At 47.0% G+C, this 26157-nt stretch carries 20 protein-coding genes, 1 tRNA gene and 1 riboswitch; of the genes, 14 read left to right on the top strand and 7 right to left on the bottom strand.

Going from position 1 to position 26157, the window contains the following annotated elements:
* Genes NF543_RS17545 through NF543_RS17535 form a run of 3 tightly spaced genes read left to right on the top strand, consistent with a single transcriptional unit; the run spans position 1 to position 1557 of the window.
* Positions 1 to 1068, top strand: coding sequence for a dihydrodipicolinate synthase family protein (locus NF543_RS17545; RefSeq protein ID WP_257669478.1), 1068 nt, complete (start codon positions 1 to 3; stop codon positions 1066 to 1068).
* Positions 1069 to 1087: 19 nt separating this feature from the next.
* Positions 1088 to 1306: a hypothetical protein gene (locus NF543_RS17540; RefSeq protein ID WP_257669477.1), complete on the top strand. Its 219-nt coding sequence runs from the start codon at positions 1088 to 1090 to the stop codon at positions 1304 to 1306.
* On the top strand, positions 1294 to 1557 hold the full coding sequence (locus NF543_RS17535; protein ID WP_257669476.1) for a hypothetical protein: 264 nt from the start codon (positions 1294 to 1296) through the stop codon (positions 1555 to 1557). The genes NF543_RS17540 and NF543_RS17535 overlap by 13 nt, the downstream gene beginning before the upstream one ends.
* 601 nt (positions 1558 to 2158) lie before the next feature.
* Here the strand turns inward: NF543_RS17535 and NF543_RS17530 are convergent.
* Together NF543_RS17530 and purD are read right to left on the bottom strand one after the other, a co-directional pair.
* A tRNA-Glu gene (locus tag NF543_RS17530) sits at positions 2159 to 2233 on the bottom strand.
* Positions 2234 to 2257: 24 nt separating this feature from the next.
* Positions 2258 to 3532, bottom strand: a complete 1275-nt coding sequence (purD, locus tag NF543_RS17525; protein WP_257669475.1) for a phosphoribosylamine--glycine ligase — start codon at positions 3530 to 3532, stop codon at positions 2258 to 2260.
* Between the two features lie 455 nt (positions 3533 to 3987).
* On the opposite strand from purD, the gene NF543_RS17520 reads away from it, so the two are divergent.
* From NF543_RS17520 to NF543_RS17495, 6 genes are all read left to right on the top strand, one after another.
* Positions 3988 to 6696, top strand: a complete 2709-nt coding sequence (locus NF543_RS17520) for a TonB-dependent receptor plug domain-containing protein (RefSeq protein ID WP_257669474.1) — start codon at positions 3988 to 3990, stop codon at positions 6694 to 6696.
* Between the two features lie 82 nt (positions 6697 to 6778).
* Positions 6779 to 7546, top strand: a complete 768-nt coding sequence (locus tag NF543_RS17515) for an enoyl-CoA hydratase/isomerase family protein (RefSeq protein WP_257669473.1) — start codon at positions 6779 to 6781, stop codon at positions 7544 to 7546.
* Positions 7547 to 7615: 69 nt separating this feature from the next.
* Positions 7616 to 8497, top strand: a complete 882-nt coding sequence (locus NF543_RS17510; RefSeq protein WP_257669472.1) for an SDR family oxidoreductase — start codon at positions 7616 to 7618, stop codon at positions 8495 to 8497.
* A 158-nt stretch (positions 8498 to 8655) separates the two neighbouring features.
* A complete protein-coding gene (locus NF543_RS17505) occupies positions 8656 to 10389 on the top strand; it encodes a phospho-sugar mutase (RefSeq protein ID WP_373275018.1) in 1734 nt (577 codons plus the stop codon).
* A gap of 1 nt (position 10390) precedes the next feature.
* Complete coding sequence (locus NF543_RS17500) at positions 10391 to 10936, top strand: NUDIX hydrolase (RefSeq protein ID WP_257669470.1); 546 nt, start codon at positions 10391 to 10393, stop codon at positions 10934 to 10936.
* Between the two features lie 198 nt (positions 10937 to 11134).
* Entirely contained in the window at positions 11135 to 13507 is a 2373-nt protein-coding gene (locus NF543_RS17495; RefSeq protein ID WP_257669469.1) for an ABC transporter permease, read from the top strand.
* Between the two features lie 10 nt (positions 13508 to 13517).
* On the opposite strand, the gene NF543_RS17490 is transcribed toward NF543_RS17495, so the two are convergent.
* Positions 13518 to 14717, bottom strand: coding sequence for an MFS transporter (locus NF543_RS17490; protein ID WP_257669468.1), 1200 nt, complete (start codon positions 14715 to 14717; stop codon positions 13518 to 13520).
* A 307-nt stretch (positions 14718 to 15024) separates the two neighbouring features.
* On the opposite strand from NF543_RS17490, the gene NF543_RS17485 reads away from it, so the two are divergent.
* Positions 15025 to 15690, top strand: coding sequence for an ABC transporter ATP-binding protein (locus NF543_RS17485; protein WP_257669467.1), 666 nt, complete (start codon positions 15025 to 15027; stop codon positions 15688 to 15690).
* On the opposite strand, the gene NF543_RS17480 is transcribed toward NF543_RS17485, so the two are convergent.
* Complete coding sequence (locus NF543_RS17480; protein WP_257669466.1) at positions 15691 to 17316, bottom strand: S41 family peptidase; 1626 nt, start codon at positions 17314 to 17316, stop codon at positions 15691 to 15693.
* Positions 17317 to 17515: 199 nt separating this feature from the next.
* Between NF543_RS17480 and NF543_RS17475 the strand changes: the two genes are divergently transcribed.
* The 4 genes from NF543_RS17475 (at position 17516) to NF543_RS17460 (ending at position 20780) form a co-directional block, all read left to right on the top strand.
* A complete protein-coding gene (locus tag NF543_RS17475) occupies positions 17516 to 18082 on the top strand; it encodes a hypothetical protein (RefSeq protein WP_257669465.1) in 567 nt (188 codons plus the stop codon).
* A 64-nt stretch (positions 18083 to 18146) separates the two neighbouring features.
* The gene (locus NF543_RS17470) at positions 18147 to 18731 is read left to right on the top strand and encodes a DUF4833 domain-containing protein (protein WP_257669464.1); all 585 of its coding nucleotides are present in this window, start codon (positions 18147 to 18149) and stop codon (positions 18729 to 18731) included.
* Positions 18732 to 18951: 220 nt separating this feature from the next.
* The gene (locus NF543_RS17465) at positions 18952 to 19551 is read left to right on the top strand and encodes a hypothetical protein (protein WP_257669463.1); all 600 of its coding nucleotides are present in this window, start codon (positions 18952 to 18954) and stop codon (positions 19549 to 19551) included.
* 194 nt (positions 19552 to 19745) lie between these two features.
* Positions 19746 to 20780 (top strand): LLM class flavin-dependent oxidoreductase, encoded by a 1035-nt coding sequence (locus tag NF543_RS17460; RefSeq protein ID WP_257669462.1) that lies wholly within the window; start codon positions 19746 to 19748, stop codon positions 20778 to 20780.
* Positions 20781 to 20943: 163 nt separating this feature from the next.
* Here the strand turns inward: NF543_RS17460 and metE are convergent, their stop codons facing one another.
* From metE to NF543_RS17445, 3 genes are all read right to left on the bottom strand, one after another.
* Positions 20944 to 23265: a 5-methyltetrahydropteroyltriglutamate--homocysteine S-methyltransferase gene (gene metE / locus NF543_RS17455; protein ID WP_258171745.1), complete on the bottom strand. Its 2322-nt coding sequence runs from the start codon at positions 23263 to 23265 to the stop codon at positions 20944 to 20946.
* A 122-nt stretch (positions 23266 to 23387) separates the two neighbouring features.
* Positions 23388 to 23491, bottom strand: a riboswitch (SAM riboswitch).
* Between the two features lie 56 nt (positions 23492 to 23547).
* On the bottom strand, positions 23548 to 24240 hold the full coding sequence (locus tag NF543_RS17450) for a response regulator transcription factor (RefSeq protein ID WP_257669461.1): 693 nt from the start codon (positions 24238 to 24240) through the stop codon (positions 23548 to 23550).
* 9 nt (positions 24241 to 24249) lie between these two features.
* On the bottom strand, positions 24250 to 26064 hold the full coding sequence (locus NF543_RS17445; RefSeq protein WP_257669460.1) for a sensor histidine kinase: 1815 nt from the start codon (positions 26062 to 26064) through the stop codon (positions 24250 to 24252).
* Between the last annotated feature and the right edge of the window lie 93 nt (positions 26065 to 26157).

Raw genomic sequence — 26157 nt, 5'->3', positions numbered from 1 at the left:
ATGGCAGCGCAAACAGGATTTTCAGCAGCAAAAAGGGCCATATTGAAGCAGGGTACAGTCATCCCCGCACATCCATTGGCACTGACGAGTGAACGTAAACTGGATGAAGCGAATCAGCGGTTGCTGACACGCTATTACCTCGCCGCAGGGGCGGGCGGGGTAGCTGTTGGGGTACACAGCACCCAGTTTGCCATACGAGACCCGGGAATCAATTTATATGAGCCGGTGTTGGCATTGGCTGCCGAGGAGATTACAGCGGCCGGCACGGGAGATCGTTTCATCAGTGTTGCCGGGCTTTGCGGCAACACCGAGCAGGCCTTGCGGGAAGCCGAATTGGCATTGAGATACGGATATGACATGGGGTTGCTCAGCATGGGGGGGCTACAGGGAAAGACCGAGGCGGAGATACTGGAACGCGCCCGTGCGGTGGCAGCGGTTATTCCTGTATTTGGTTTTTACCTCCAACCTAGTGTGGGGGGGCGGGTTTTTTCGTATGATTTCTGGTTGGAATTTGCCGAAATCCCGAATGTGCAGGCCATCAAAGCAGCGCCTTTCAACCGCTATCAAACCCTCGAGTTGGTGCGTGCGGTCTGCCATGCCAGCCGGGGTGAGGAGATTGCGCTGTACACGGGCAATGACGACAATATCGTTGCAGATTTGCTGACTACTTATACCTTTGACGTGCGCGGGAAAAAGGTGAGCAAGCGGTTTGAAGGAGGCTTGTTGGGCCATTGGGCGGTATGGACGCATGCGGCGGTCGCGCTGTTGAAGGAGGTGAAGCGTTGCCGTGACAATGGCTATGCTGATATGGATGAGCTGCTGGCAAAAGGGGTGGCCGTCACGGATATGAATGCCGCTATCTTTGATCCGGCGCATGATTTCCACGGTTGTATTCCGGGTATCCACGACGTGCTTCGCCGACAAGGGCTGATGGATGGGATTTGGTGCCTGGATCCCGATGAGCGGCTGTCCCCCGGTCAGGCTGATGAAATTACGCGCGTCTGCCAAGCCTATCCCGACCTGACAGACGATGCGTTTGTAACCGATTTTTTGGTACGACAACGATAGCGAAATGAAGGAAATTTAGTTGGTCGGCACGGATTCGGATTTTATGCGGGAAAAGCTGGTGCATCCCTTTGGTTTTAAGGGCGCCTTTTTGACGGAACTCTGGCAGGTAGCCTCGCTGATGGAGTCGACTTCCGGAAAGCATGGTATCGGCCTGGCGACGCAAAGTGTGCTGTACGGCGATGCGGATTTCTTCGCCTCCTGTTCGGAAGCGGAGGGAACGCGACGATGTACCTCTTAGCCAATAAAGCACTCCGTTGGGCTAGGCAAACGACATTCCGTTCACCCATCGAGCTGTTGGAAACCATATGGCCTGCGGTTTTTGCAGACGCGTGTGTGCTGACCGGAAAGGCGAATATCAATGCGAATTTTATTTATAATGCACTTGTCAGCGTAGATAACGCCGCATGGGTGCTGTATGCGGCAGAGCATGGGATGGAATGGGCCATCGAACCGCTAGACTTAACAAAGCGCTGTCGCTTATATTATTGATAACAACAACTTAGAAACAAAAAAGGAGAAGAATTCATTTAATTTGAATCCTTCCCATGAGGTAGCCCTCATGGGAACTAACACGAACCGCTTTATGGAAGATTTGCGTCGATTGGCTGACTAGTGGGTGAGAAAGTCGTTGTCGGTTATTTTTCGCGGTTTACTATCCACTTGTTGACCGGCGGTCATTCCATTGGGGGAAGGGGGACTAACGAAAATAGGAGGTCTGCTAATTTCTTAGAAAGGCACATTAAAAGTCCATTTTTTTACCGTTATGTTGGATCAGCGGCGCCTTCATTACCGTTCACATCTGGGGCTAACGGTAAAATCTATATTTTTTACCCTTAGTTACCGGCAAAAGGTGATTGACTACCGTCCAAAGGCGAACCTAACGGTAAAATTTCAATTTTTTACCGTTATATCAAGCTAAAAAGTTAACTTTGCGTTTATGACCTATCGTGTAAATCCGGACAGGAAAAGGTAAGGCTTCGAACCTTTTCCCCTAAGGCTCACCTTAGGGGGATGAACCAAAATCCCTGTTTTTAAGCCTTCTGAGAAGGGTTGAAAAACAAAAATGCCTCTAGCATGTTGCTAGAGGCAGTGGTAGCCCATAGGGGAATCGAACCCCTCTTTCCAGAATGAAAATCTGGCGTCCTAACCGATAGACTAATGGGCCGTTTTACTGCTATAAACCAATGATTTAGATCAGGTCAAAACCGATATCTTTACGGAAATATTTTCCCTCAAAATAAATCCGCCCCGCATCTGCGGTAGCCTGTTGCAGCGCATCAAATAATGTGTCTTTCAACGCTGTTACCGCCAACACGCGTCCCCCTGCAGTATTCACCACCCCGTTTTCTTCGCGCGTACCGGCATGAAAAACAATGGAATCCTTCACATTTTCGGTGTTACTGATAGTCTTGCCTGACTCATAGGCCTCTGGATAACCTCCTGAAACGAGTACCACCGTGGCTGCCGTCTTCGGTGAAAGTGTAAACGAACGGTCAACCAGGTTGCCTTGCGCTATACCCTGCAACAAATCCACCAAATCGCTTTCAATGCGCGGGAGCACGCTTTCGGTTTCGGGATCACCCATCCGTACATTGTATTCAATAACATATGGCTTACCTTCCACGTTCATTAAGCCGATGAAAATAAAACCTTTATAGGGGATGCCATCCTCCTTGAGCCCATTGATGGTGGGCATGATAATGCGTTGCTCCACCTCATTTAGAAACTCATCGTCAGCAAAAGGCACTGGAGACACGGACCCCATACCCCCCGTATTAAGGCCTGTATCGCCTTCTCCAATACGTTTATAATCTTTGGCTGAAGGCAACACCTTATAGCTATCGCCATCTGTGAGAACAAAAACGGACAGCTCAATACCTGAGAGGTATTCTTCAATAACCACCTTGCTGCTGGCTTCGCCAAATTTACCTTCGGCAAGCATGGCTTGTAATTCAGCTTTGGCCTCCTCTAAGGTTGTGCATATCAATACGCCCTTGCCTGCCGCTAATCCATCCGCCTTGAGGACAATAGGTAGCTTTTGTGTTTCCAAATAGGCTAACCCTTCAGCCAACGTCGCTTTGTCAAAAGATTGTGAGGATGCCGTAGGGATGCCATGGCGCACCATGAATTGCTTGGCAAAATCCTTGCTCCCTTCCAATTGCGCACCTTTCTGCTGAGGACCGATCACAGGAATGTTTTTAAGATCGTCACGATCAAGGAAAAAGTCATGAATGCCTTTCACCAATGGCTCCTCCGGTCCTACCAAGACCATGTCGATGTCATTTTGGAGTACAAAATCAGCTATTCCGTCAAAATCCGTGACCTCAAGCGGTACATTTTGGCCGTATTGACCTGTGCCAGCATTGCCGGGAGCGATATATAGTTGTGAAATTTGGTTGCTTTGGGCTATTTTCCAGGCGAAAGCACTTTCTCGTCCGCCCGAACCGATAATCAGGATGTTCATCTTGCAAAGATATTTTTTTTAATTAAACGGGAATTGGACGATATTAAAAATATCTGTAATCGGGTCTTGTTCGTCCAAGGAGTTTTCTTGGCTTGCATGATGATGTGTTACTGTGGGAGCGCACTATAGGTTCCCGTTACCCGTTTGTCTCCAATAAGAACGACAAAAGCGTCTTTGTAACTTGGCGTGAACCCTTTAATGAAAAAACCATTCTTTTCGGGAAACAATATCGATCTGACGGTTAAGCCCGTATCGCGGCCGCCAAGTCCCGATTACTGCACCTTAAGATTAGCTAAGCTATTTATATTAAAGATTTTTCGTAACTTTCAGCCGAGGCTAGGGAATTAATTGATTGGTTTAATGGTTAGCTCGGAAGAAAAAGGACCTAGCGAAATTGCTTTGAAGAGAAACTTTATGCTGATGAAACCTGCCATTAAAGAACGAATAATTTTCGAATGAAACCGACAGCTATTATTTGGGCATGCCTGTTATGTTTGCTACAGCAAACGGTGTATGGTCAAAATTTCACAACCGACAAGGTTTTGGAAAAATTGCAGCACTATGCTGATGAATATCCTCAAGAAAAGGTATATCTACACTTAGATAAACCCTACTATACAGTAGGCGACGATATTTGGTTCAAGGGCTATGTGACCATCGGAACATACAATAACCTCTCGGGCTTAAGTAAGATCCTGTATGTAGACCTCATCGATCCCGAAGACAAAATCGTACAATCCATCCGGCTGCCCCTCATCGCGGGAGTAACCATGGGTGATTTCCAACTAGCCGATTCGCTGAGGGAAGGAAACTATCGTATCCGCGCATATACCAACTGGATGCGTAATTTTGACAACGATATCTTCTATGACCGAATGGTGCCTATCGGAAATGCCCGATCAGACAACATTGTTACCCATAGCTCCTTTTCCTACGAAAATTCACCCGTACATACCGTCAATACCGAAATCACCTTTACCGATCTCAAAGGAGGGCCGCTGGCCGATATGGACGTCAATTATCAAGTAGTCATGGAGAGTAGGAATATCAGCCGGGGTAAGGAAAAGACGGATGAAAACGGCCAAATCTCCTTTGATTTTGTAAACAAGCAGCCTTTCAACCTAAAGAAGGGGAAAGTAGCGCTTACCATACTAACACCGGATAAGCATACCATCAATAAAACCATACCGCTAAAAACTACGTCAAATACCAATAGCATCCAGTTCTTTCCCGAAAGCGGCCACCTTGTGGCGAACAACCTCACTAAAGTTGGGTTTAAGGCTTTGCAGCCCGAAGGGTTAGGTATTGATGTATCCGGCCATGTAGAAGATAGCGATGGCACACAGATAGCCGAATTCGAATCGACATATGCCGGAATGGGGAGTTTTAGCTTCATTCCCCAAGTCGGACAAAGCTACACGGCAAAGCTCACTTATGCAGACGGAAGTGAATCACAGGAAAACCTTCCCAAGGTGATTCCCTCAGGCTATGCGCTCGCTGTGAACAACGAGCTTGACAAGAACATCTACGTGCAGGCCTTTGCCTCCCATGACTTGTTACAGGGGCAAGAGGTCACACTGTTGTTGCAGCGTAACGCCAATGTGTTCTATGCTTCAAAGAGCAAATTTGCGAAGAATGAGATCGTCTTCTCCATTCCGCGTGAAAATATCCCCCTTGGAGTAGTCCAACTCACCCTTTTCTCGTCAGCGATGCAACCGCTAGCCGAGCGGACAATATTCAATTTAAATGAAAGTGCGATGCTGCCCCTAAGTGTATCGACAGATAAGGAAAATTATAGGCATAAGGAAAAAGCAACCGTCCAGATTGCGGTAGGGCATGATGCGGATACCAGCCGTGTTGCTACACTTTCTGCCTCTGTACTTGACCTGAGCAAAGTGCCTCTTGATGAACATGGTGAGGGCAATATCTATGCCTCCTTATTGCTCAGTTCGGATATAAAAGGGTACGTCGAAACCCCTGAGTATTATTTTGAAGACATGGATATTGCCAAAAAAAGGCAGCTTGACCATGTGATGCTCACGCAGGGATGGAGCAGGATTAATTGGCCCGATTTGATGGCAGGCAAAATTCCCGCCATCACCTATCATCCTGAGCAAGATTTACGCATCAGTGGGGTGGTGACCAAGCGCGATGGTAAGACCCCGGTACCCAATGCCACGGTGACCGTTCTTTCTACCACCAATGTCGGTGCTATTATCGACACGGTGACGGGAGATGATGGCCGGTTCAATTTCGATCGGTTGCTGTTTTATGATAACACCAAATTCGTGGTACAAGCCCGGGACGAACGAGGCCGAAAAAATGTGGAAGTTCAGCTTGATGAGTCACCCCAACAACAGGTTACACGCAACAAGAATACCCCAGACGCTACTGTAAATATCAACCAATCCATTAGCACATACCTCAAAAACACGCAGGAGCAATTTAATGAGATGGAAAGATATGGGCTCAAGCAACGAACAATCTTATTGGAGGAAGTGAAGGTGACACGTGAGGCGGAGAAAAGCAAGGTAAGGCATTCCAGCAACCTCAATGGCCCCGGCAACGCCGATCAAGTTATCACTGCGGACGAGCTGATGATGGGATGTGCCTCTTTGGATATGTGCTTGCAAGGAAGGCTGTTGGGTGTAGTTTTCCGTAACGGGGTACCCTATTCTACCCGTTCTCAAAACACACCAATGCAAGTTGTCATGGATGGCATGTTCATGGAAGGTGATGCCCTTTCTATGATCAACCCGTTTGATGTAGAAACCATAGAGGTGTTGCGTGGTGTAGGCAATACTGCTATATATGGTAGCAGAGGTGGCGGCGGGGTGCTTATCATCACCACTAAGCGTGGAGATAGTGGCGGATATAACCGGGATTTGTACACCCCTGGCATCGTCACCCACAGCCCACAAGGGTATTATGAGGTAAGGGAATTCTATGTGCCCGATTATAGTGTGCCTACAGATTCGCTTGCAGGAATGAGAGACTTGCGAACCACCATCCACTGGGCGCCCAATATCGTCACAGACCAAGAAGGAAATGCCTCGTTTGAATTTTATACTGCCGAAGGGAGCGGCACCTACCGCATCATGGTAGAGGGACTGGATGTCAATGGGAGGCTTGCACGGGCGTTACATTATATTACGGTCAAGTAGTTGGTTTGCTTTTCACAGATTAGCAAATAGGCAGATTATCAAATAACAGATTAACGAATCGACGAAAAGCGAATTAGCAACTATGGATTTTATTAAGGTAACGGTTGACGAACGGATTTCCCATGTCTATTTGGATCGTGGTAAATCGAATGCCATTAACCAGCAAATGCTTGAGGAACTCAAGCAGTCAATAATAGCCGCCCAACAAGATCCTGCCATTGAAGGGCTGATTATACAGGGCAAAGAAGACTTTTTCAGCGCCGGGCTTGACCTGATCGCACTATATGAATACAATGAAGAGGAAGTACGTAAGTTTTGGCATACCTTTATCGATTTCATCCGTGTATTTGTGGCCTTTGATAAACCAGCTGTGGCTGCCATCAGTGGACATAGCCCCGCAGGCGGCTGTGTACTGGCACTTTGCTGTGATTATCGGGTGATGGTCGAGGGCGACTACGTCATTGGGCTCAATGAAGTGCCCGTAGGTATCGTTGTGCCAGACAGCATCTTCCACTTATACAGTTTTTGGGTGGGCCAAGCCGTTGCCTACCGGTATTTGCTTGAAGGAAAATTGCTCAACCCGCAAGAAGCCTTTCAAGCCGGACTGATAGATGAGGTTGTCCATGTGAAAAGTATCCGAACTGCTGCTGAGCGGCAGCTTAGAAAATTCACCCAATACGAACGGAACACTTGGCGGCAAAGTAAGCGCAACATGCGCAAAGCGCTAATTGCACGGTTTGAGGCCAATCAAGATGAAGTCATAGAGGCCGTGCTCAAACAATGGTGGTCGCCCGCCACCCGCTCCATACTCAAAACGATTATTGATAACTTAGTGAAACGATCTCATTGATAATTTAAAGGGTGGACGGTGATTCTGCCTATTCGCGTTTCGCCAATTTGCAGCTAAATACATCAGCAAATGAATAGTAAAACAAGCACCCCCATACAGGGAGCCTTACGTGAGGATGCACTAAAAGGCAAAACCATCGTGGTCACCGGAGGAGGCACGGGCCTGGGCAGAGCCATGGCTACTTACTTCCTCAAATTAGGGGCGCATGTGGTCATCGCAAGCCGTAAATTAGCCATATTAGAAAAAGCCGCCGCCGAAATGGAATCTGATACTGGCGGGCAAGTATTGCCAGTAGCCTGCGATATACGCGATATTGATAACGTAGAGCGCTTGTTAGCTGCTACGCTTGAGCGGTTTGGACAGGTGGATAGCTTGCTCAACAATGCTGCGGGCAACTTCATCTCACCTACTGAGCGCCTATCTGCCAACGCATTTGCGACGATCATAGACATTGTATTGAAGGGTACGGCCAATTGCACCCTGGCCTTTGGCAAACACTGGATTGCCCAAAAACAATCGGCCAGCATCCTCAACATCGTCACCACATACGCCTTTACCGGTTCGGCATACGTTGTCCCTTCAGCTGCCGCCAAAGGAGGGGTATTAGCACTTACCCGCTCACTGGCTGTAGAGTGGGGTAAATACGGCATCCGTAGCAATGCCATTGCCCCGGGCCCATTCCCCACCAAGGGTGCATGGGAGCGCCTGTTGCCTGGTGATTTGGCCAAACAATTCGATTTCAAAAACCGTGTGCCGCTCAAACGGGTAGGCGAACACCAAGAACTGGCAAACCTAGCCGCATTCCTGGTGTCGGACTTTGCCGGATACATCAATGGCGAAATCATCACCATAGATGGGGGAGAATGGTTGCAGGGTGCCGGACAGTTCAATGGACTGGAAGCGGTGCCGGATGACATGTGGGATATGCTGGAGCAGATGACGCGTGGCTAGGAGCATAGGGCAGGGAGTATAGGCTCCGTGTTTTGAGCCATGCGCAAAGCTTAACGCCGAAAACAGATAAAATTAATCATTCAAACACTCCTTTTTTTCAATTGAATTGATATTTTTGATTGCGAAAAACAAATGAAATTTTTAAGCCCATGTCAACAATGCATTTAGAGCCATCCATACAAGAGCGCGCAGCCATCTGGCTGCAAACACCTTATGACGAAGAAACAAGCAAAGCCGTAAAACATCTTTTTGATTCAGAGCAATACACGGAATTGACCGATAGCTTTTATAAAGACCTAGAATTTGGTACCGGAGGCCTCCGTGGTATCATGGGCGTGGGTACCAACCGCATGAATAAGTATACCGTAGGCCGGGCGACTCAGGGGTTGAGCAATTATTTGGCAGACACCTACCCCGGCGGTGAACAACTGAAAGTGGCCGTTTCCTACGATAGCCGAAACAACTCAAAAGAATTTGCCCGATTGGTTGCTGACGTCTTCGCCGCCAATGGCATCCATGTGTTTCTGTTTAAAGAATTGCGACCCACTCCGCTGCTCTCCTTTGCGGTACGTCACTTGGGATGCCATGCCGGAGTGATGCTCACCGCTTCTCACAATCCCAAAGAATATAATGGCTATAAGGCTTATTGGAATGATGGGGGGCAACTGGTGGCCCCGCACGACAAGAATGTCATCACGGCGGTTTACGCCATCACAAATCCTAGTGAAATAAATTTTGGTCCCGTAGCGGAAAATATTACGTTGCTCGATGAGCAAATGGATGAGGCATACCTTAGTCAAATTGCTGCATTATCCATACGGCCGGAGGTGGTGGCCGCGCAAAAGGATTTAAAAATCGTCTTTTCGCCCATACATGGCACGGGCATTACCCTGGTGCCGCCAGCGCTTGAGCGATGGGGTTTTACGAATGTACAGGTTGTGGAAGCCCAGGCACAGCCCGATGGCAATTTCCCTACGGTAGTGTACCCTAATCCGGAAGAAGAAGAAGCCATGTCTATGGCAGTGAAAGAAGGTGAGCGCATAGGTGCCGACATCATTTTCGCTACCGATCCAGATGCCGACCGCGTAGGGGCGGCGGTGAAAAACGCAAAGGGCAAGTACCAACTGCTTAACGGAAACCAAATCGGCAGCTTATTGGTCAACTATGTGCTTTCATCCAAAAAAGAATTGGGCGATTTGAAGGAGGGTGACTATGTGGTTAAAACTATTGTGACCACTAGTCTTATTGCAGACATTGCCAACGCTTACGGTGTTCCTTATGACGATGTACTCACGGGCTTCAAGTTCATTGGCCAAATCATGACAGCCAAAGAAGGACGGAGCAGATTTCTAGTGGGTGGTGAAGAAAGCTATGGATTTTTGGTGGGCGAGCTGGTCCGTGATAAAGACGCTGTGGTATCATGCGCATTTATTGCCGAAATGGCGGCATATTATAAAAACCAAGGCAAAACCTTGTTTGATGCCCTGTTAGACCTATATCTCCAATACGGTTATTATAAGGAAAAATTGATTTCACTCACCAAGAAAGGTAAGGCTGGAGCCGAAGAAATCAAAGCCATGATGACCCGTTTGCGCAGTAATCCCCCTCAGGAAATAGGCGGTATCCGGGTAGCACAAATCAAAGATTACCAAAGCAGTGAAGCATTCAGCCCGCAGACAGGGGCGAGGGAAATCATCAACCTACCCAAGTCAGACGTGCTGCAATTCATCACGGTAGATGGTGATGTTATTTCGGCCCGTCCATCCGGTACTGAACCCAAAATCAAGTTTTATTGCAGCGTGAGGCAACCATTGCCTAGCCGCGATGATTTCGATGAAGTGAGCAGGCAATTGGATGAAAAAATCGATCGCATCATGAAAGACATCGCCTGATATGCTGCACTGGGAAACATTATCGTCGGAATACCTCGTACAAGCGCCATGGGCGGTTTTGCGCAAAGATGTATGCCGCATGCCAAACGGTCACATCGTGCCCGAGTATTACGTGTTGGAATACCCCGATTGGGTGAACATGGTGGCCTTGACCGCCGACAACCAGTTTATTTTAGTAAAACAATACCGACACGGGGTGAAGCAAGATGTACTCGAAATTCCGGGCGGGGTGATTGACCCCGGGGAGGATGCCTCAACAGCGGCTACCCGTGAACTCCTCGAAGAAACGGGTTATCGGTTTGATACCATCGAAAACTTGTCCACACTCTTTCCAAATCCCGCTACAAGTAATAACAGTACCACCACTTATCTGCTCACCGGAGGTGTGAAAGTGCAGGAACAAGAACTTGACGAACAGGAAGAAATTGATGTGATATTAGTTTCCCCTGAGGAATTGAAGCACCTGCTCTTGGACAATCAATTTGGGCAGGCGCTGCATACTGCGGCGTTATTCTATGCATTGGCTAAACTGGGATTGTTAACATAGCGCAGCCCATTCGGCATATTCAACCAATTTCATAAATAATTTACTAGTCATTATACTGTTCGAAATCGAACAGTAGGTGTCCGATATCGGACACTTTTGTTGATGGCCTGCTGTCTCGTTTATTTGAAAGACAGTAGGTTAACTATTTGGTAGTGAATTTGGTATAATGAGATGACGTTGAATTTTTAACGAAAGATCATGAATTTGAATAACCTAAAGATTGCTTGGCGTAATGTGCTTCGATCAAAGCTATTTACCGCATTAAATATCCTTGGTTTGAGTCTGGGTTTTGCAGGTTTTGTATTGGCTTATCTCTACATCAATCGAGAAACGAGCTATGACAAATGGAATCCGAATTATGAGAATATTTACTTGGTAGGGCTGACTTATCGGGGAACGAATACCGACGTTACGCCGTCGGCATTGGCCGACGCCATTAAAACGGAATTCCCGGAAGTGGAGGAGGTAGGTCGGGTTTCCTATTTCCCTTGGGAAATACCCTTTATCCACGACAACGGCGAAGCAATGGTAAAAGATTGGAAGGCGGCCGATATTTCCATTGCAAAGATGTTTGGCATTGAAGCCTATGGAAATCCAGTAGCTGACCAATCTCAACCCCAGTGGAATCTCATTACGCCCGAGATCGCCAAAGCGTTATTTCCGAAAGCGCCCGAGAAAGTGTTCGAACCGCGGCAAATCATCTTGCATAGCGAGCAATTTGGGCGATTCCCCTACATTCATGGCATCTCAAAGGAACGAGGATTGTCCAACCTCACCTTTGAAGTCGTGTTTTTTGTACCAAACCTCGGTGACGCAAACGTGGGGCACCCTCGCCAAGTCCAAACTTTTATCCAAGTGAAGCCGGGGACGGATATCCGTCGATTAAGCCAGAAAATCAACGAAATATATAAACAAGAAGTTTCACAGTATTACCACAACTCCACTTCGGCATTCGCCAAGGGCGAAACGTATCTTGATCCGTTAAAAAACCTGCATCTGAGGCCGAAGCATGGCTCGAATACGGGATATATCACGGTCTGGGCATTGGGAATACTCTCAGGCATCATCCTGCTACTGGCCAGCATCAATTTCGCCAATCTCATGATTGCCCAGGCCAATAAACGCGCCAAGGAAATCGGCATCAAAAAAATGTTCGGCGTGAGCCGAAGCCGTTTAGCCATGCAATTCCTGGGCGAGGTACTGCTCCAATGTTTACTCGCTTCCGTGCTTGCTTGGGGCCTAGTCGTCCTTTGCCAAAATGGCTTGCAGAAATGGCTGGCCTATGATTTGGCCACCTTCACGTTGACGGGCCAGATTGGGTGGCAGCTGTTGGTGGCTGCGCTGCTCACCGCAATGGTATCGGGTATCTACCCATCCATCATCCTCTCGGGCTACCATCCGGTGAGCATTCTGAAGGGCAACTTCCAGACCAGCCACCGGACGGCCTGGTTCCGCCATTCCCTGTTGACCTTCCAGTTTGTCATCGCCATTGTATTCATCACCGGCATGCTTATCCTCAACAGGCAGCTTGACTATATGCGCCAAGGAGACAAAGGTTTCGATCCCGAACAGGTGGTGTACATCAAGAATTCCGCGATATTGAACAACCCATCTGATTTCAAACCCTTCCGCGACCGGATGCAAAGCTACCCGGGAATTGAATATGTCACAGCGGCAACGAGTGTTCCGGGAGGAATCGGCCCAGCGAAAAAGGAATTTGAATATGTGAACGGAGTGCACAAGGCAGACCACGTTGCCGTGGATTTCGACTACGTGGAAACGATGGGCATGGAAGTCTTGCAAGGCCACTCATTCACCGAAGCGTTTGCGGCGGACTCCGTGAGCGGAGCCCTAGTCAACGAAACGCTGGCGAAAGCCTTCGATATAGAAAACCCCGTCGGAAAAACCATCCGCGGCTGTGACACCGACTTCCAGATCATAGGGGTGGTCAAAGACAGCAAGATGGCAGGGTTTGAGCGACTGGTACAGCCCACTGTATATTCCATCAACAACGCCTGCGGGCAGCACAAAACCGAGATTCTGGCAAAAATCAAACCGGGTACGGCACGGCAGACGTTGATCGCCTTGGAAAAAGACTGGAAGTCCATCAACAGATTGGATGGCGAGCATTTCCGATACGAATTCGTCGACCAGAAATACGCTGCGCTACATGCCCAACAGGAACAACTGGAATCTGCGTTCAGTGCATTCACGTTCCTATCCATCGCCATCGCGGTAATGGGCCTGTTCAGCATGTCTGCCTATAGCATTAGTATCCGGCAGAAAGAAATGAGCATCCGTAAGGTTTTAGGAGCCTCCGTAAACCAGCTATTTATGCAGCTCAACAAGCCATTCTTCAGGATTTTTCTGTTGGCCAACCTCATCGCATTGCCACTGGCGTATCTGTTGGTAGACCGATGGCTGGCCACGTTTGCTTACCGCATCACGGTGCAATGGTGGATGTTTGCAGTGGCGGGCATGGCGGCTTTACTTATTTCGTTGCTTACGGTGGCCTTTCAGTCGATACGCGCAGCACGCGCCAATCCGATTGATTCGCTTAGGGATGAATAAGCGTTGAGGGCTAACAACCAACTTCTTCTATGGCCTGTCCAACGACTATAGGTTCCTCGCTATTACGCTGGCTTCGATGATAAATGAAGCACAATGCAAACAAGGCGCCGCAAGTGGCCATGACCGCTCCAACCCATTCCGGTGAGGCGTAGCCATAGCCCATTGCAATGGGCAAGCCTCCCAAAAAGGCCCCGAGGGCATTGCCGATATTGAAACTCGCTTGACTCACCGAAGCAGCGAGCATTTCCGAGCCTTTGGCTGTATTGATCATCAGCATTTGTATAGGAGCAGACAATGCAAAGGCAATGCCACCAAGAATAAATGTCATCACCAAAGACGGGACAGGATAGACCGCCAAATACCGCTGGGAAACCAATGCCACGGCCATCGCAAAGAGTAGCACCACAGAGGCCTTGGCGGGGGAAACCAGGTCCGCCAAGCGGCCCCCGAAAAAATTGCCGATAAACATGCCTAGGCCTGCCAGCATGAGGATGTAAGTCATGGAAGCCTCTGAAAAGCCCGACACCTTGGTCATCAGCGGCGAAATGTAGCTGTACCACGAGAAAAGACCTCCAGTGCCAATGGCGATCATCCCAATAATCAGCCATGCCTCACTGCGCCTGAAAAAGCGAAGTTGGGATTTTACGCTTCCTGTTTGTTTCACAGGCAGGTTAGGCATCCATAGCTTCAAGGATAATAGCGTAATGAGCCCTACCAATACCACAATGGCGAAGGAATACCGCCAAATGAAATGATGGCCAATATAGGTGCCGAGCGGTACGCCGATAAGATTGGCGATGGTGAGACCGGCAAACATGATGGATACCGCCTGGGCTTCCTTCCCCGGTTGGGCCAAACGGCTGGCCACCACCGAGCCCACACCAAAAAATGCGCCATGGGGTAGACCTGCCAACAAGCGCGAGATCAGCAAGGTATAGTAACTCGGTGCAAATGCGGAAAAGGCATTGAAAACCGTAAACAACACCATTAAGCCGATAAGGATACGCTTTGGTGGATACTTGCCCGCCATCACGACTAGCAAAGGTGCCCCGATGACCACCCCCAGCGCATACGCGGCAATGAGGTGGCCCGCCGTCGGGATATCTATACGAAGGTCTCGCGCGATATCTTCTAACAAACCCATCATAACAAACTCGGTAATTCCGATACCCAATCCGCCGAAAGCGAGTGACAATAAACTTTTTTTCATCTCTTAGTGTAAAAAGTACACAAAGATAGTTGGTTTATGCATATTAGGAAGAGGCTCGTCGAAAATATGATACAAAACTGACGGCATTATCTCATTTTCGAGCCAATGAGAATGTTCGGAATCGCACAACAATATGTTCGGAATCGGACACCGGACGTTTTCTGGTTTTAGGTATGCTGTTAGTTAATAGTATTTTGTAATATTGGTAAGGAATTTGGCATAGCAATCCTGATAATTAATATATTTGAATTGTTTTCAGCAAAAAGATAAACGCTGACTACTGATAGCCAAAAGCTGATAGCTAAACATGATCCAATTAAACAACATATTCAAGTGGTACAACGTGGGCGGAAGCCGTTCATTCGTACTCAAAGATGTCAACCTCCATATTGCCGAGGGCGAGTTCGTATCCATCATGGGGCCTTCGGGCTCAGGCAAATCCACGTTGCTCCATATCTTTGGACTCTTGGATGAACCTGATGAGGGCGAATACCTTTTTATGGATGAAAATGTGCTTGGGCTTAAGGAGAGACAACGCTCAGCCCTTTATAAACAACATATCGGCTTTGTATTCCAAGCCTACCACTTGATTGATGAACTCACGGTATACGAAAACATTGAGACACCGCTCATCTATAAAAACCTCAAAGGAGGCGAACGTAAGGCCATTGTGGGCGACTTGCTCGACCGCTTTGGCATCGTGGGCAAGAAAGACCTTTTTCCCACACAGCTTTCGGGAGGTCAACAGCAATTGGTAGGTATCGCACGGGCATTGGCCACTACGCCCAAGTTACTGCTGGCCGACGAACCTACGGGGAACCTCAACTCCAAACAGGGAGAGGACATCATGAACCTGTTCAAGCAGCTCAATGAGGAAGATGGTGTAACCATTATACAGGTAACACATTCGGAGAAAAATGCAGAATACGGTCATCGAATCGTCGAACTCCTGGATGGGCAAGTGGTGAGTTAATTATCCACCCTGCAAGGCGTTTAGGGCTTGGGCCAATACCTGATCCGAACGGTTTCGTACTTTAAAAAACGTCTCACTACCAAAATAGTAGCGGCCCAATAATGCCTCAATATCTGTGCGCACCATAGGCTTTATGGCCTCGGCTTCCTTCGTGGTATGGTCTATACCTTTATTGCGTACATATTGCAAGAAATCATCGTATTCCTTGTCAGGCAAGAAATATCCTTTCAGGTAGTTTTCTGCTGCGTAGGCTGGCACAGATTTGGTAAGGCGGTCATATACGTATGTTTCGATAAGATTGGCCTTTCGTATTTTGCGATATAATGTGCTTATCCCGCTACTATCTGCGGGCACCAGCACATCGGGTGAAATACCACCACCGCCATATACCAACTTACCTGATGCGGTTTTATACACGTCTTGAGATGGACGATGGCGGCGGACCGCTTCGGCTATAGTTGTATCCATCAGTTTTTTGGCCGGGGTTGGCCGGTTGGCCAGATGGTGGTTTTTCCCATTACTGATGGGATATGACTTTTGGATACACCTACCCGATGGAGTATAATAACGGGCGACGGTCAGGTTGATTGCCGACCCATCGCCAAAACCAAACTGTTCTTGAACCAACGCTTTTCCAAACGACTGTCGGCCTACGATAATGCCTCGCTCTAGGTCTTGTATTGCTCCAGCCACGATTTCACTAGCAGATGCAGATTGCTCATCGATGAGCACCGCCAGCTCGCCATTTCCAAATATGCCGTCGGCGCTAGAGTAATAGTCGGTACGAGCTTCATGTGCCCCCTGCGTGTATACGATTAGTTGTTTGTCAACAAAAAACTGGCTGGCCAATGCTGTGGCAGCACTGAAGTAACCCCCGCCATTTTCACGCAAGTCAAGTATCAACCGTTGCGCACCTTGTTTTTTCAGGTTTTGCAGCGCCTGTCTAAAGTCATCGGCAGTGTTAGCACCAAAACGTCTAATTTTGATGTAAGCCGTGGCGCTATCGATGATGTATGCAGCATCGATACTGCTCACGTCCACTCGATCGCGCATGACCTTTAGCGGCGTGGGTATGTCTTTCCCGCTACGGTTTATGGTTATTTCAATAGCCGTGCCTCTACGCCCCCGGATCTTCTCCTCGATAGCTTTGTCTGTGATGTTTACTCCCGCGATTGCATCGCCATTGATGGCGACAAGCTTATCACCCACCCGCATGCCAGCACGTTGTGCCGGTCCGCCAGCAATCAGTCCTACCGTCATTAAGGTGTCGTGCAGGTTGTAATATTCAATACCTATGCCTTCAAAACTCCCTTCGAGGGTTTCATGTTGCTTAAGCGCTTGGTCAGGTTGGAGGTATTCGGAATGCGGATCTAATTGTGCTACAATTTCATTGATAGCGAGGTCTTGCAGCTGGCCGATATCCATGCTATCCACGTAATTGGAAACGATGAGATCAATCATATGCTGCACCTTCCCCGTTCTATCAGTCTTGCCCAAAGGCAGCAGCCCACCCGACCCAGACCAGCGATTTTCACCCGCATAATTCTGCCCGAGTAGCAATCCCAAAAATAAGACAGCGCCATAAGTGGCCGCTATAAATAAATTTCTTTTGGTTCCCTTGCGCATAGCATTGATAACAACCGCTAAATTACATAGTTTCCAGCATTTTCCATCGTTAACGCACAAAATTTACATAAAATGTGGTGGTCAGGTTTCGGTGATCCCGGCCCTGAGTGCTATGTCTTATGCGCTTCGTGATTATTTTAATCATGTGGGTTTCATAAATTATTAGCAATTTTGTAAAACAGAAAACTCGCACAGAACGATGCACGAGATTGAGCCATATTACCGCTGGAGAGATGATTATATCGCCGCTGAAGACGAGTTTTCCCCGTTCTATGGCACGGAGTACAATGAGTTCGAGTTTGACAAGAAAATATACAACTTCCTCCTGCACCCACAATGGGACAATTTCGGATCCAATACCCTTTACCTCAAAATCCTGTTTACAGATTACCAATATGGTTACACCATCATTGAATTAATTGGCGAATGGAACGATGCGATATATAATGACGTGATGTTGCTCAAGCGTGAGGTAGTAGACATCATGGTCAGCGCCGGCATTAGCAAATTTATTATCATTGGCGAAAACGTACTCAATTTCCATGCTTCAGACGATTGCTATTATGAGGAATGGTTCCAAGATATAGAAGACGGCTGGATTGCCGGTATCAATTTCCGCGACCATGTTATTGACGAATTCAAATCGAGCAATATCGATTATTTCATTAATTTCGGAGGTATACTCAACGATTTGGGTTGGCGCCATCAAAAACCGCTACAGGTGTATAAAGGTGTAGAAGAGCAGTTGGTGAAACGGCTTTATTAGTGCTTTGTCCCCCGCCCGATCCTTAACATAAAAATCGCTATCTTTGGAAAAAGGGAAGAGCGTTATGCTATCACATCCAATTTTTCATCGGTATGCCTGCCTCAAGGGTTGCATCAGTGTGGTATTCCTCTTCTATGCACTGGGGCTCTTGGCCCAACAAAATGACTTTGAAAAACAGGTTGAAGTAGCTAAATTGCCGATACCTAATGAAAAGAAGCAGCTTTTTTACCTACAGCGTGACCCCGATGAAAACACCATAATATACCAGCTCAATACCGATGGGAACCAAGTAGATGCCGATAAGCCGGTAAATGCCTATTGGATACGGTATGCCGAAGGCGGAGTGCGTAAGGAGCTGAATCTTATCCAACGCAGCATGGCGTATGGCATTTCCCATAAAACACTTACCAATGGGGATTTTGAGCTACGCCTAGCCGCTTACAAAACCCTGCCCTTGCGACTTTCCTATTCTACGGCACATAAGAAATACCTGGTTTTGGCCTCCATCAACAATCGCGAGGCTATCCTCGACCGCATCTTCGTGCGGATTGAGGGAGGCAGTATGTTGAGTCCAAATATTGCCTATTTCGAGCTATGCGGCCGCGACGCAGTCACCCTTGCCCAGGTAACAGAGCGAATTAAACCCTGAGTCCTGAGCTCTTCACCTTAAACCTTCCCAATTTTCGTCGAGTGAAACCCGCCTTTTATCTATTGATCTATCTTTTGGTCGATGACAACGGCCAATTGGTCTATTATCTCCAAATCGTACGCAACGTTTTTTAGCACTTAGCGTCTTATTCATAAAAGAGGGCAAAAACAAAGAACAACACCCTTGGGAAAGCAACGTATAAAAATTAAAATATACCATTATGAAATCTTTAGTATTATGCGCTATGATTTGCGCAGCAGCAATTGGAAACGGGACGGCAAGTACCTACGGGTCAGCCGCATCAAACAAGGAAAGTAAGAAGGAACTATCGGGTGACTCAAAAAGCATCGAAGCTTTTAAGGAGCAAATGGCCTTCCACCAAAGAAATGTAGATGTACTGTGGAACCAATATGCACTGGAAGAAGCTCGTATCAAAGAAAGCCGCGGTAACCATGCCGAACTTGAACGCGATAAGGCTTTCTTTACCAATGTTTATCAACAAGACCTCGACAAGGGAATCCGTGTGGAAGAAAGCAAAAAGGCAATTGCTGAAATCGCGGCCCTCTATACCGAAAAGCATGCAGAAAGGGATGTATTCGAAAACAAGAAAATAGCTCGGTTGCAAGCACTATTGAAGACCGAATTGAACAAGGAAATGAAAAGGTTTGAAGTTTCAAAGAAAAAATATGCCCGCCTATTAAACGAATTAAATGAACAGACGCTACCAATCCTACGTGAAGTAGAAGAGCATTTTGCCCGTTCCATTGAGCGGGTGGCCAAATTTGACGACCGCGAGGCCTCTACGGTAGCAATCTTATAAGTAAGTTTATAAAAAGACAGATGACACAGCAGCCACCTCGAGAAGAGGTGGCTGCTGTGTTTTCGGAAATATGCTTAAATTTATTTCGTAAAACTGAGATGTGCTTGGACTCAAATTATTGACAGATTTCTTAACCTATATTAACGCAGGCCCATCCTGCTTTCTGTATCTTCGCATAAAATTAGGAGAAAGTCATGGAACTTGGCATTAGCATGTTTGGGGACTTGCATATGGATCCCATAACTGGAAAATTCCAGCCTGCACAACAACGGTTGCAAGAAATCATTGAAGAAATTAAGGTGATGGATGAGCTTGGGCTAGATTACTTCGGCATGGGCGAGCACCATCGACCCGATTATGCTGTTCCGAGTCCCGAAATCATATTGGCCGCGGCGTCTACTGTAACAAAAAATATCAAATTGGGCAGCGCTGTATCCGTATTGAGCTCTTCAGACCCCGTAAAACTATACCAAAGTTTCGCCATGGTCGATTTGTTGTCAAATGGCCGTGTGGAGCTGATGGCAGGCAGAGGTAGCTTTATCGAATCTTTCCCATTGTTTGGCTATAATCTGCAAGACTATGAAGAACTATTTATTGAAAAGCTGGAATTGCTTCTGCAAATCAACAAAGAACAAGAGGTTACCTGGGGGGGTAAACACCGGGCGCCGCTGAAAGCCCAAGAAATATTGCCCCGTGCGGTAAACAACGACTTATCTATATGGATTGCTGTTGGCGGTACGCCGGCATCGGTTGTGCGGGCCGGACGATTGGGACTACCCTTGATGATCGCCATCATCGGGGGGTCACCTGTACAGTTCAAGCCACTCTTTGAGCTTTACAAAGAGACATATACGAAATATGGGCATGATCTTTCCAACTTTCGGGTAGGTATACATGCGCATGCATTTTTTGGTGAAGACAGTCTGGCCATCAGCAACCAGTATTATCCTTTGTATGCCGCGCAGATGGATAGGGTAGGAAAATCAAGAGGTTGGCCTGCATACCAGCGGTCGCAATATGACTATGGCAGAACCAAAAATGGGGCATTGTTCATCGGGGATGCCAGCGAGATGGTCGATAAAATCCTGCAGGCACAAGAAATGTTTGGCCTAACACGTTTTGCCGCGCATATGGATGTAGGTGGCCCCTCACATAAAGATCTAATGAAATCCATCGAAATCTACGGAGCGAAGATAGCACCCCAAGTAAGGGCAGCGTTGAAGGAATAAATAACTAATACAGTCAGCGGGTGCGTCATCACACAAAGCTCAATGCGGCGTTGCGTTAAAATTTCAGTTATACGGAGGCATAGAAACCCATCCGTACGATTATAAAGAAAAAGCCCCGCCGCCGTTATCGGCAGCGGGGCCTATAATAAGATAATCAACGCAATTACACCGCTTCGGCTACGCCGCGAAGGGTTTTGGCTGCTTCGACCATAGATTCCAAAGCGGCTTTAGTCTCAGGCCAAGCACGTGTTTTCAATCCACAATCTGGGTTTACCCACAATTGCTCGGCAGGGATTACTGCCTTCGCCTTTTCTAAAAGCTTGACCATTTCGTCCTTGCTCGGCACACGTGGCGAGTGGATATCATATACACCGGGTCCAATATCATTTGGATAGTTGAAATCGGCAAAAGCATCCAATAGCTCCATTTGTGAGCGAGAAGTTTCGATGGTAATCACATCGGCATCCATCGCGGCGATATGTTCAATGATATCGTTAAACTCCGAATAGCACATGTGCGTGTGAATCTGTGTGTCGTCTGCTACATTAGATGAAGAAACACGGAATGCACGTACCGCCCAATCCAAATAGGCTTTGTGGTCGGCTTTGCGCAAGGGAAGACCCTCGCGGATGGCTGGCTCATCGATTTGGATAATCTTGATGCCTGCTTTTTCTAATGCCTGCACCTCATCAAGAATGGCGAGTGCGATTTGATAGGTTGTTTCCGAACGCGGTTGGTCATTACGCACGAATGACCATTGCAAAATGGTTACCGGACCTGTTAGCATCCCTTTTACCGGACGCTTGGTCAAAGTTTGCGCATATGCCGACCAGTAAACGGTCATGTCATTCGGACGGGCAACATCGCCATAGATAACTGGAGGTTTTACACAACGTGAGCCGTATGATTGTACCCACCCATTTTTGGTAAATGCGTATCCCGATAATTGCTCACCAAAATACTCCACCATGTCATTACGCTCAAACTCGCCATGTACCAATACATCGATATCCAGCTCTTCTTGCAAACGGATAGTCCGTTCGGTTTCCTCGGCAATGAGTTTGTCATATTCCGCTTGAGTAATGACTCCTTTTTTTAGGTCGGCCCTCCATTTGCGCACATCTTTGGTCTGTGGAAAAGAACCTATTGTTGTAGTGGCAAAAGCGGGCAAATTAAATTTTGCTTGTTGTTTGGCCTTACGCTCGGCGAAAGGGCTTGTCCGTTGAGCATCGGAATCGGTGATGTTTTTCACGCGGGTCTTTATCTCGTCACGGTGAATCAATGACGATGTACGACGGCTTTGTTGTGCCGCTTTGTTGGCTTCAAAGCGAGCCAATGTAGTCTCATCTGCATTGCCTGATGCTAATACGGCCAAATCCTTGACCTCAGTCAATTTTTGCTTGGCAAATGCCAACCAATTTTTGACTTCAGCGGGTAATGATTTTTCATTGTCCTCGATGTCCAAATCAAAGGGAACATGCAGCAAGGAGCTTGACGGAGCTACCCATACACGCTGGGCACCCAAAGCATCCGTAGCTTTCGTAATTTTTTGGAGTGAAGCTTCATAATCGTTTTTCCAAATGTTACGTCCATCCACCACACCAAGTGAAAGAATGAGATTTTGAGGTACGAGCGGCAATAGCTCGTCGAGTTGGCTTTCTCCCCGCACCAAATCTATATGCAACGCTTGCACGGGTAAGCCAAGGGCGGTCTGTGTGTTTTCGCGCAATGACTCGAAATAAGTAGCAATAATTAAGTTTACACCACGTGCAGCAGCCGATAGACGGGTGTAAACGCTTTGGTAAAGCTGACGGGTTTTGTCGTCAATATCCAATGCTAGGAAAGGCTCGTCAAACTGCACCCACTGTGCTCCTGCTTGAGCTAATTTTCCTAAAATTTCTTCGTAAACCGGCAATAAGCGGTCTATCAAATCCAAACGGTCGAAACCAGTTTCTTTTTCTTTACCCAACAAGAGGTAGGAGATGGGTCCTAACAGTACCGGTTTGGTAGTAATGCCCAACTGCTTGGCTTCATTGAATTCATTGATGACTTTTTCCGAAGTGAGACGGAATTGCTGGTCTTTCACAAATTCAGGAACAAGGTAATGGTAGTTGGTATCGAACCATTTGGTCATTTCCATGGCGGTTACATCGAGGCCATCTTGTTGGAAACCACGGGCCATGGCAAAATATAAATCGAGGTTGTAAGCGGATGCATTCTCCACATTGAACCCATTGTAACGGGCGGGAATTGCACCTACGGTCAGTGTAAGGTCCAACACCTGGTCATAAAAAGAAAAATCATTGGAGGGAATCAAGTCGATACCGGCCTCCTGTTGAGTCTTCCAATTGCCTTCACGGATTTTGAGTCCGGCCTGCAACAGTTCTTGCTGGCTGATTTTTTTTGCCCAATATGCTTCATTGGCCTTTTTCAGCTCGCGGAGGGCGCCGATACGCGGGTAGCCCAAATTGTTGGTTTTTAACATGATAATGTATGAATAAAATGTATTTAATGTACAATCAACTTGTGCCGGATCTAATTCGATGGTCGGCAAACTTTACCTATTTTGATTGCTTTGAGGGAGAGGGCACAAGGATGAGTTGTGTCTGCTTATCTTTCCCTCCAGTTGGTGGGTAGAATTTAGCACCTTGTCTTGTGACAGGTTGCCAAGGCTTCACAGGGTCCATTCCCTCTGCCTTTCTCCATAAGCGGCCGCTAAGGTCGGGATAAAATCTATAAAGTGCAAATATTTTTGCAGGTTTAATGCTCAGCTCACCAGCAGCTTATATCCCTTACCATGCACATTTACGATTTCTACCTTGGGGTCACTGCGCAGGTACTTGCGGAGTTTGCTTAGGAACACATCCATGCTACGGCCATTGAAATAGTTGTCGTCATGCCAGATTCTGAGTAAGGCCTCCTCACGGGTCAGCACATCGTTTTTCTTGATGCAGAGCAGGCGGAGCAATTCGGCTTCTTTGGTTGATAATTTTTGTTGATGCCCTTTGTATGAAATCTGTTGGGCGATATAATCGAAATGATGATCGCCGATTTGGAATTTGTCGGGCAACTCATCCTCTCCCTGCTTTTCACGTGAAGCCCGTTTGAGCAGGGCATGAATGCGCAGCAACAATTCTTCTACGCGGAAAGGTTTGGTGATGTAGTCATCGCCCCCAAGCTCAAAAGCTTCTGTTTTGTCCTCCATCATCCCTTTGGCGGTAGCAAAAATGATGGGGATATCTGCGTTGATCTTCCGGATTTCTTTGCCAAGGGTAAATCCATCCTTACGGGGCATCATTACGTCTAGTATACAGAGGTCAAATGCTTCCTTGTTGAACTGACGCAATGCCTCATCCCCATCCTTGCTGAGCGTGACGTCAAATTTTCCTTTCAGTTCCAAGTAGTCCTTCAAGATGTCTCCCAAGTTGGGATCGTCTTCAGCTAATAGAATTTTTTGCATAATAGTTTCCTAGCCTTTGATGGGCAGTATTATTTCAAATGTCGTGCCCTTGTCCTTTTCACTTTTTACCTGTACTTTTCCACCTAGCCGTTTCACGATATCATGTACATAACTCAGTCCCAAACCGAATCCCTTTACATCATGCCTGTTTCCAGTAGGGATGCGATAAAACTGATCAAAAATCTTAGATAGCTGCTCCCTGCTCATTCCTATTCCCTTATCCGCCACTGTGATTAGAATATGTTTATTGGTGTTTCTAGTTTTGATAGTGATTTCCGGATGTTCTTTGCTGTATTTGATCGCGTTATCTACTAAATTGAATAAGACGTTCGAAATATGTAGCTCATCGCCTACCACCACTGCCTGAGTGGCATCGAGATCCATAGCTACATGAACGCCATTTTTCTGTAATTGCAATTCCATGCTATCTACAACCACTTGCGCAAGTTCGTTGATATCTACATCATGATGCTGCAGCTTCAGATTATCCTTTTCAAGGCGGGCAATATTGAGCACGCGCTCGATATGATTTCCTAGGCGAACATTTTCATCATATATGATGTTGGCCAAACGTGCCGTACGGGATCGATCGGATGAAATCTCTGGGTCTTTCAACGATTCGCTCGCTATCATGATGGTCGCCACCGGTGTTTTGAACTCATGGGTCATGTTGTTGATAAAATCGGTTTTCATTTCCGAAACCTTCTTCTGTCGGAGTATGGTAAAGATGGTGTAAGTAAAACACCCGATCAATACCAGCAACAGGGCCACGGAGGAAAATAGCATCATCGACATGCTGCTTGTGAGGATGGTATTTTTGTTGGGAAAATACACAGAAAGCCGCCCAGAGGAACCGTCGTTATCTGCTTGGAACAGCACCGTGGAATAGACATTTTGCGGGGTAGGTTTCTCGTCGGCAAAATTTGCAAAAGAATGAAAGGTGGTATACTCGTCCTTTATTTCCAAATTGAACGTGGATTTGATGTCCCTGCTTACCAATTCTTTTTGCAGTTCTTTTTTGATATACCCTACGTTGATACGTTCACTCAATGGGCGCTTATATAATTCCAATTCCGCCGCAAAATCTTCGACAAGCTTATGATTCTTGCCACTTAAGATGGCTATGGTATCCATCAGCGTGTTGGCCTGAAGCAGCCTAAGCTGCCTTTCTTTGCGGTCTATTTCGCTGTTTAGCTTAAGGTCTTGCCTGGGGGGGAGGGCTTTATAGGTATAATCCACACGCTCGGTACCAAAGGGGTTTGCCCCCAATAAAATGAGGTATCTTACGCTATCATCTTGAGCCTTACGTATGGGCACTTGCTTGGTGGCATAAATACCAACTGTATTATCGTTTCTTTGGAACCCACCATCAATAACGGACTTGAAACCAAAATCCACTTCGACTAAATGTCGATTTCGAGGATTCTTAATGTACGTTTCAAAGAAATCATTATTTTCGATGGGTATTACAACTGGGAACTGCTCGCTTAATACCTGTTCTTGTTGTTTGAAGGCTGCATGAAATTTAGCTTGCTTATTACGTAATTCCTCGATCTCGGTCTTTATCCGAAGTTGCTCTTCCAGCTTACGTTGTTCGCGCTCAAACTTTTCCTTGTTTTTGCGTTGTTGGGTCTCCGCCAATTTCATTACTTCCCTTTTCTCCGCCTTGGAGGCCACAACGTTGAGCGCGGCCTTCACCGATTCATCAAACAATTGTGCTTTTTGAATGTATGACTGCTTGATGAAAAAATACTGCATGGCCACTACACCCAGGAGGGCAAATGTCATCAACCCAATAATCAATCCAATGCTTTTGTGCTTCATCCCATACAAAAATACGTAAGCTTAAAAGCAAAGTTTAGCTTTTAACATATTTTAACACTAAAAAAATCAGGGTATTGCAAACTTGAATCATGA

The sequence above is a fragment of the Parapedobacter tibetensis genome (assembly GCF_024704835.1).
Taxonomy (GTDB): Bacteria; Bacteroidota; Bacteroidia; order Sphingobacteriales; family Sphingobacteriaceae; genus Parapedobacter; species Parapedobacter tibetensis.
The sequence above is the reverse complement of the archived record's forward strand: the minus strand, read 5'-3'. Positions and strand labels throughout refer to the sequence as shown.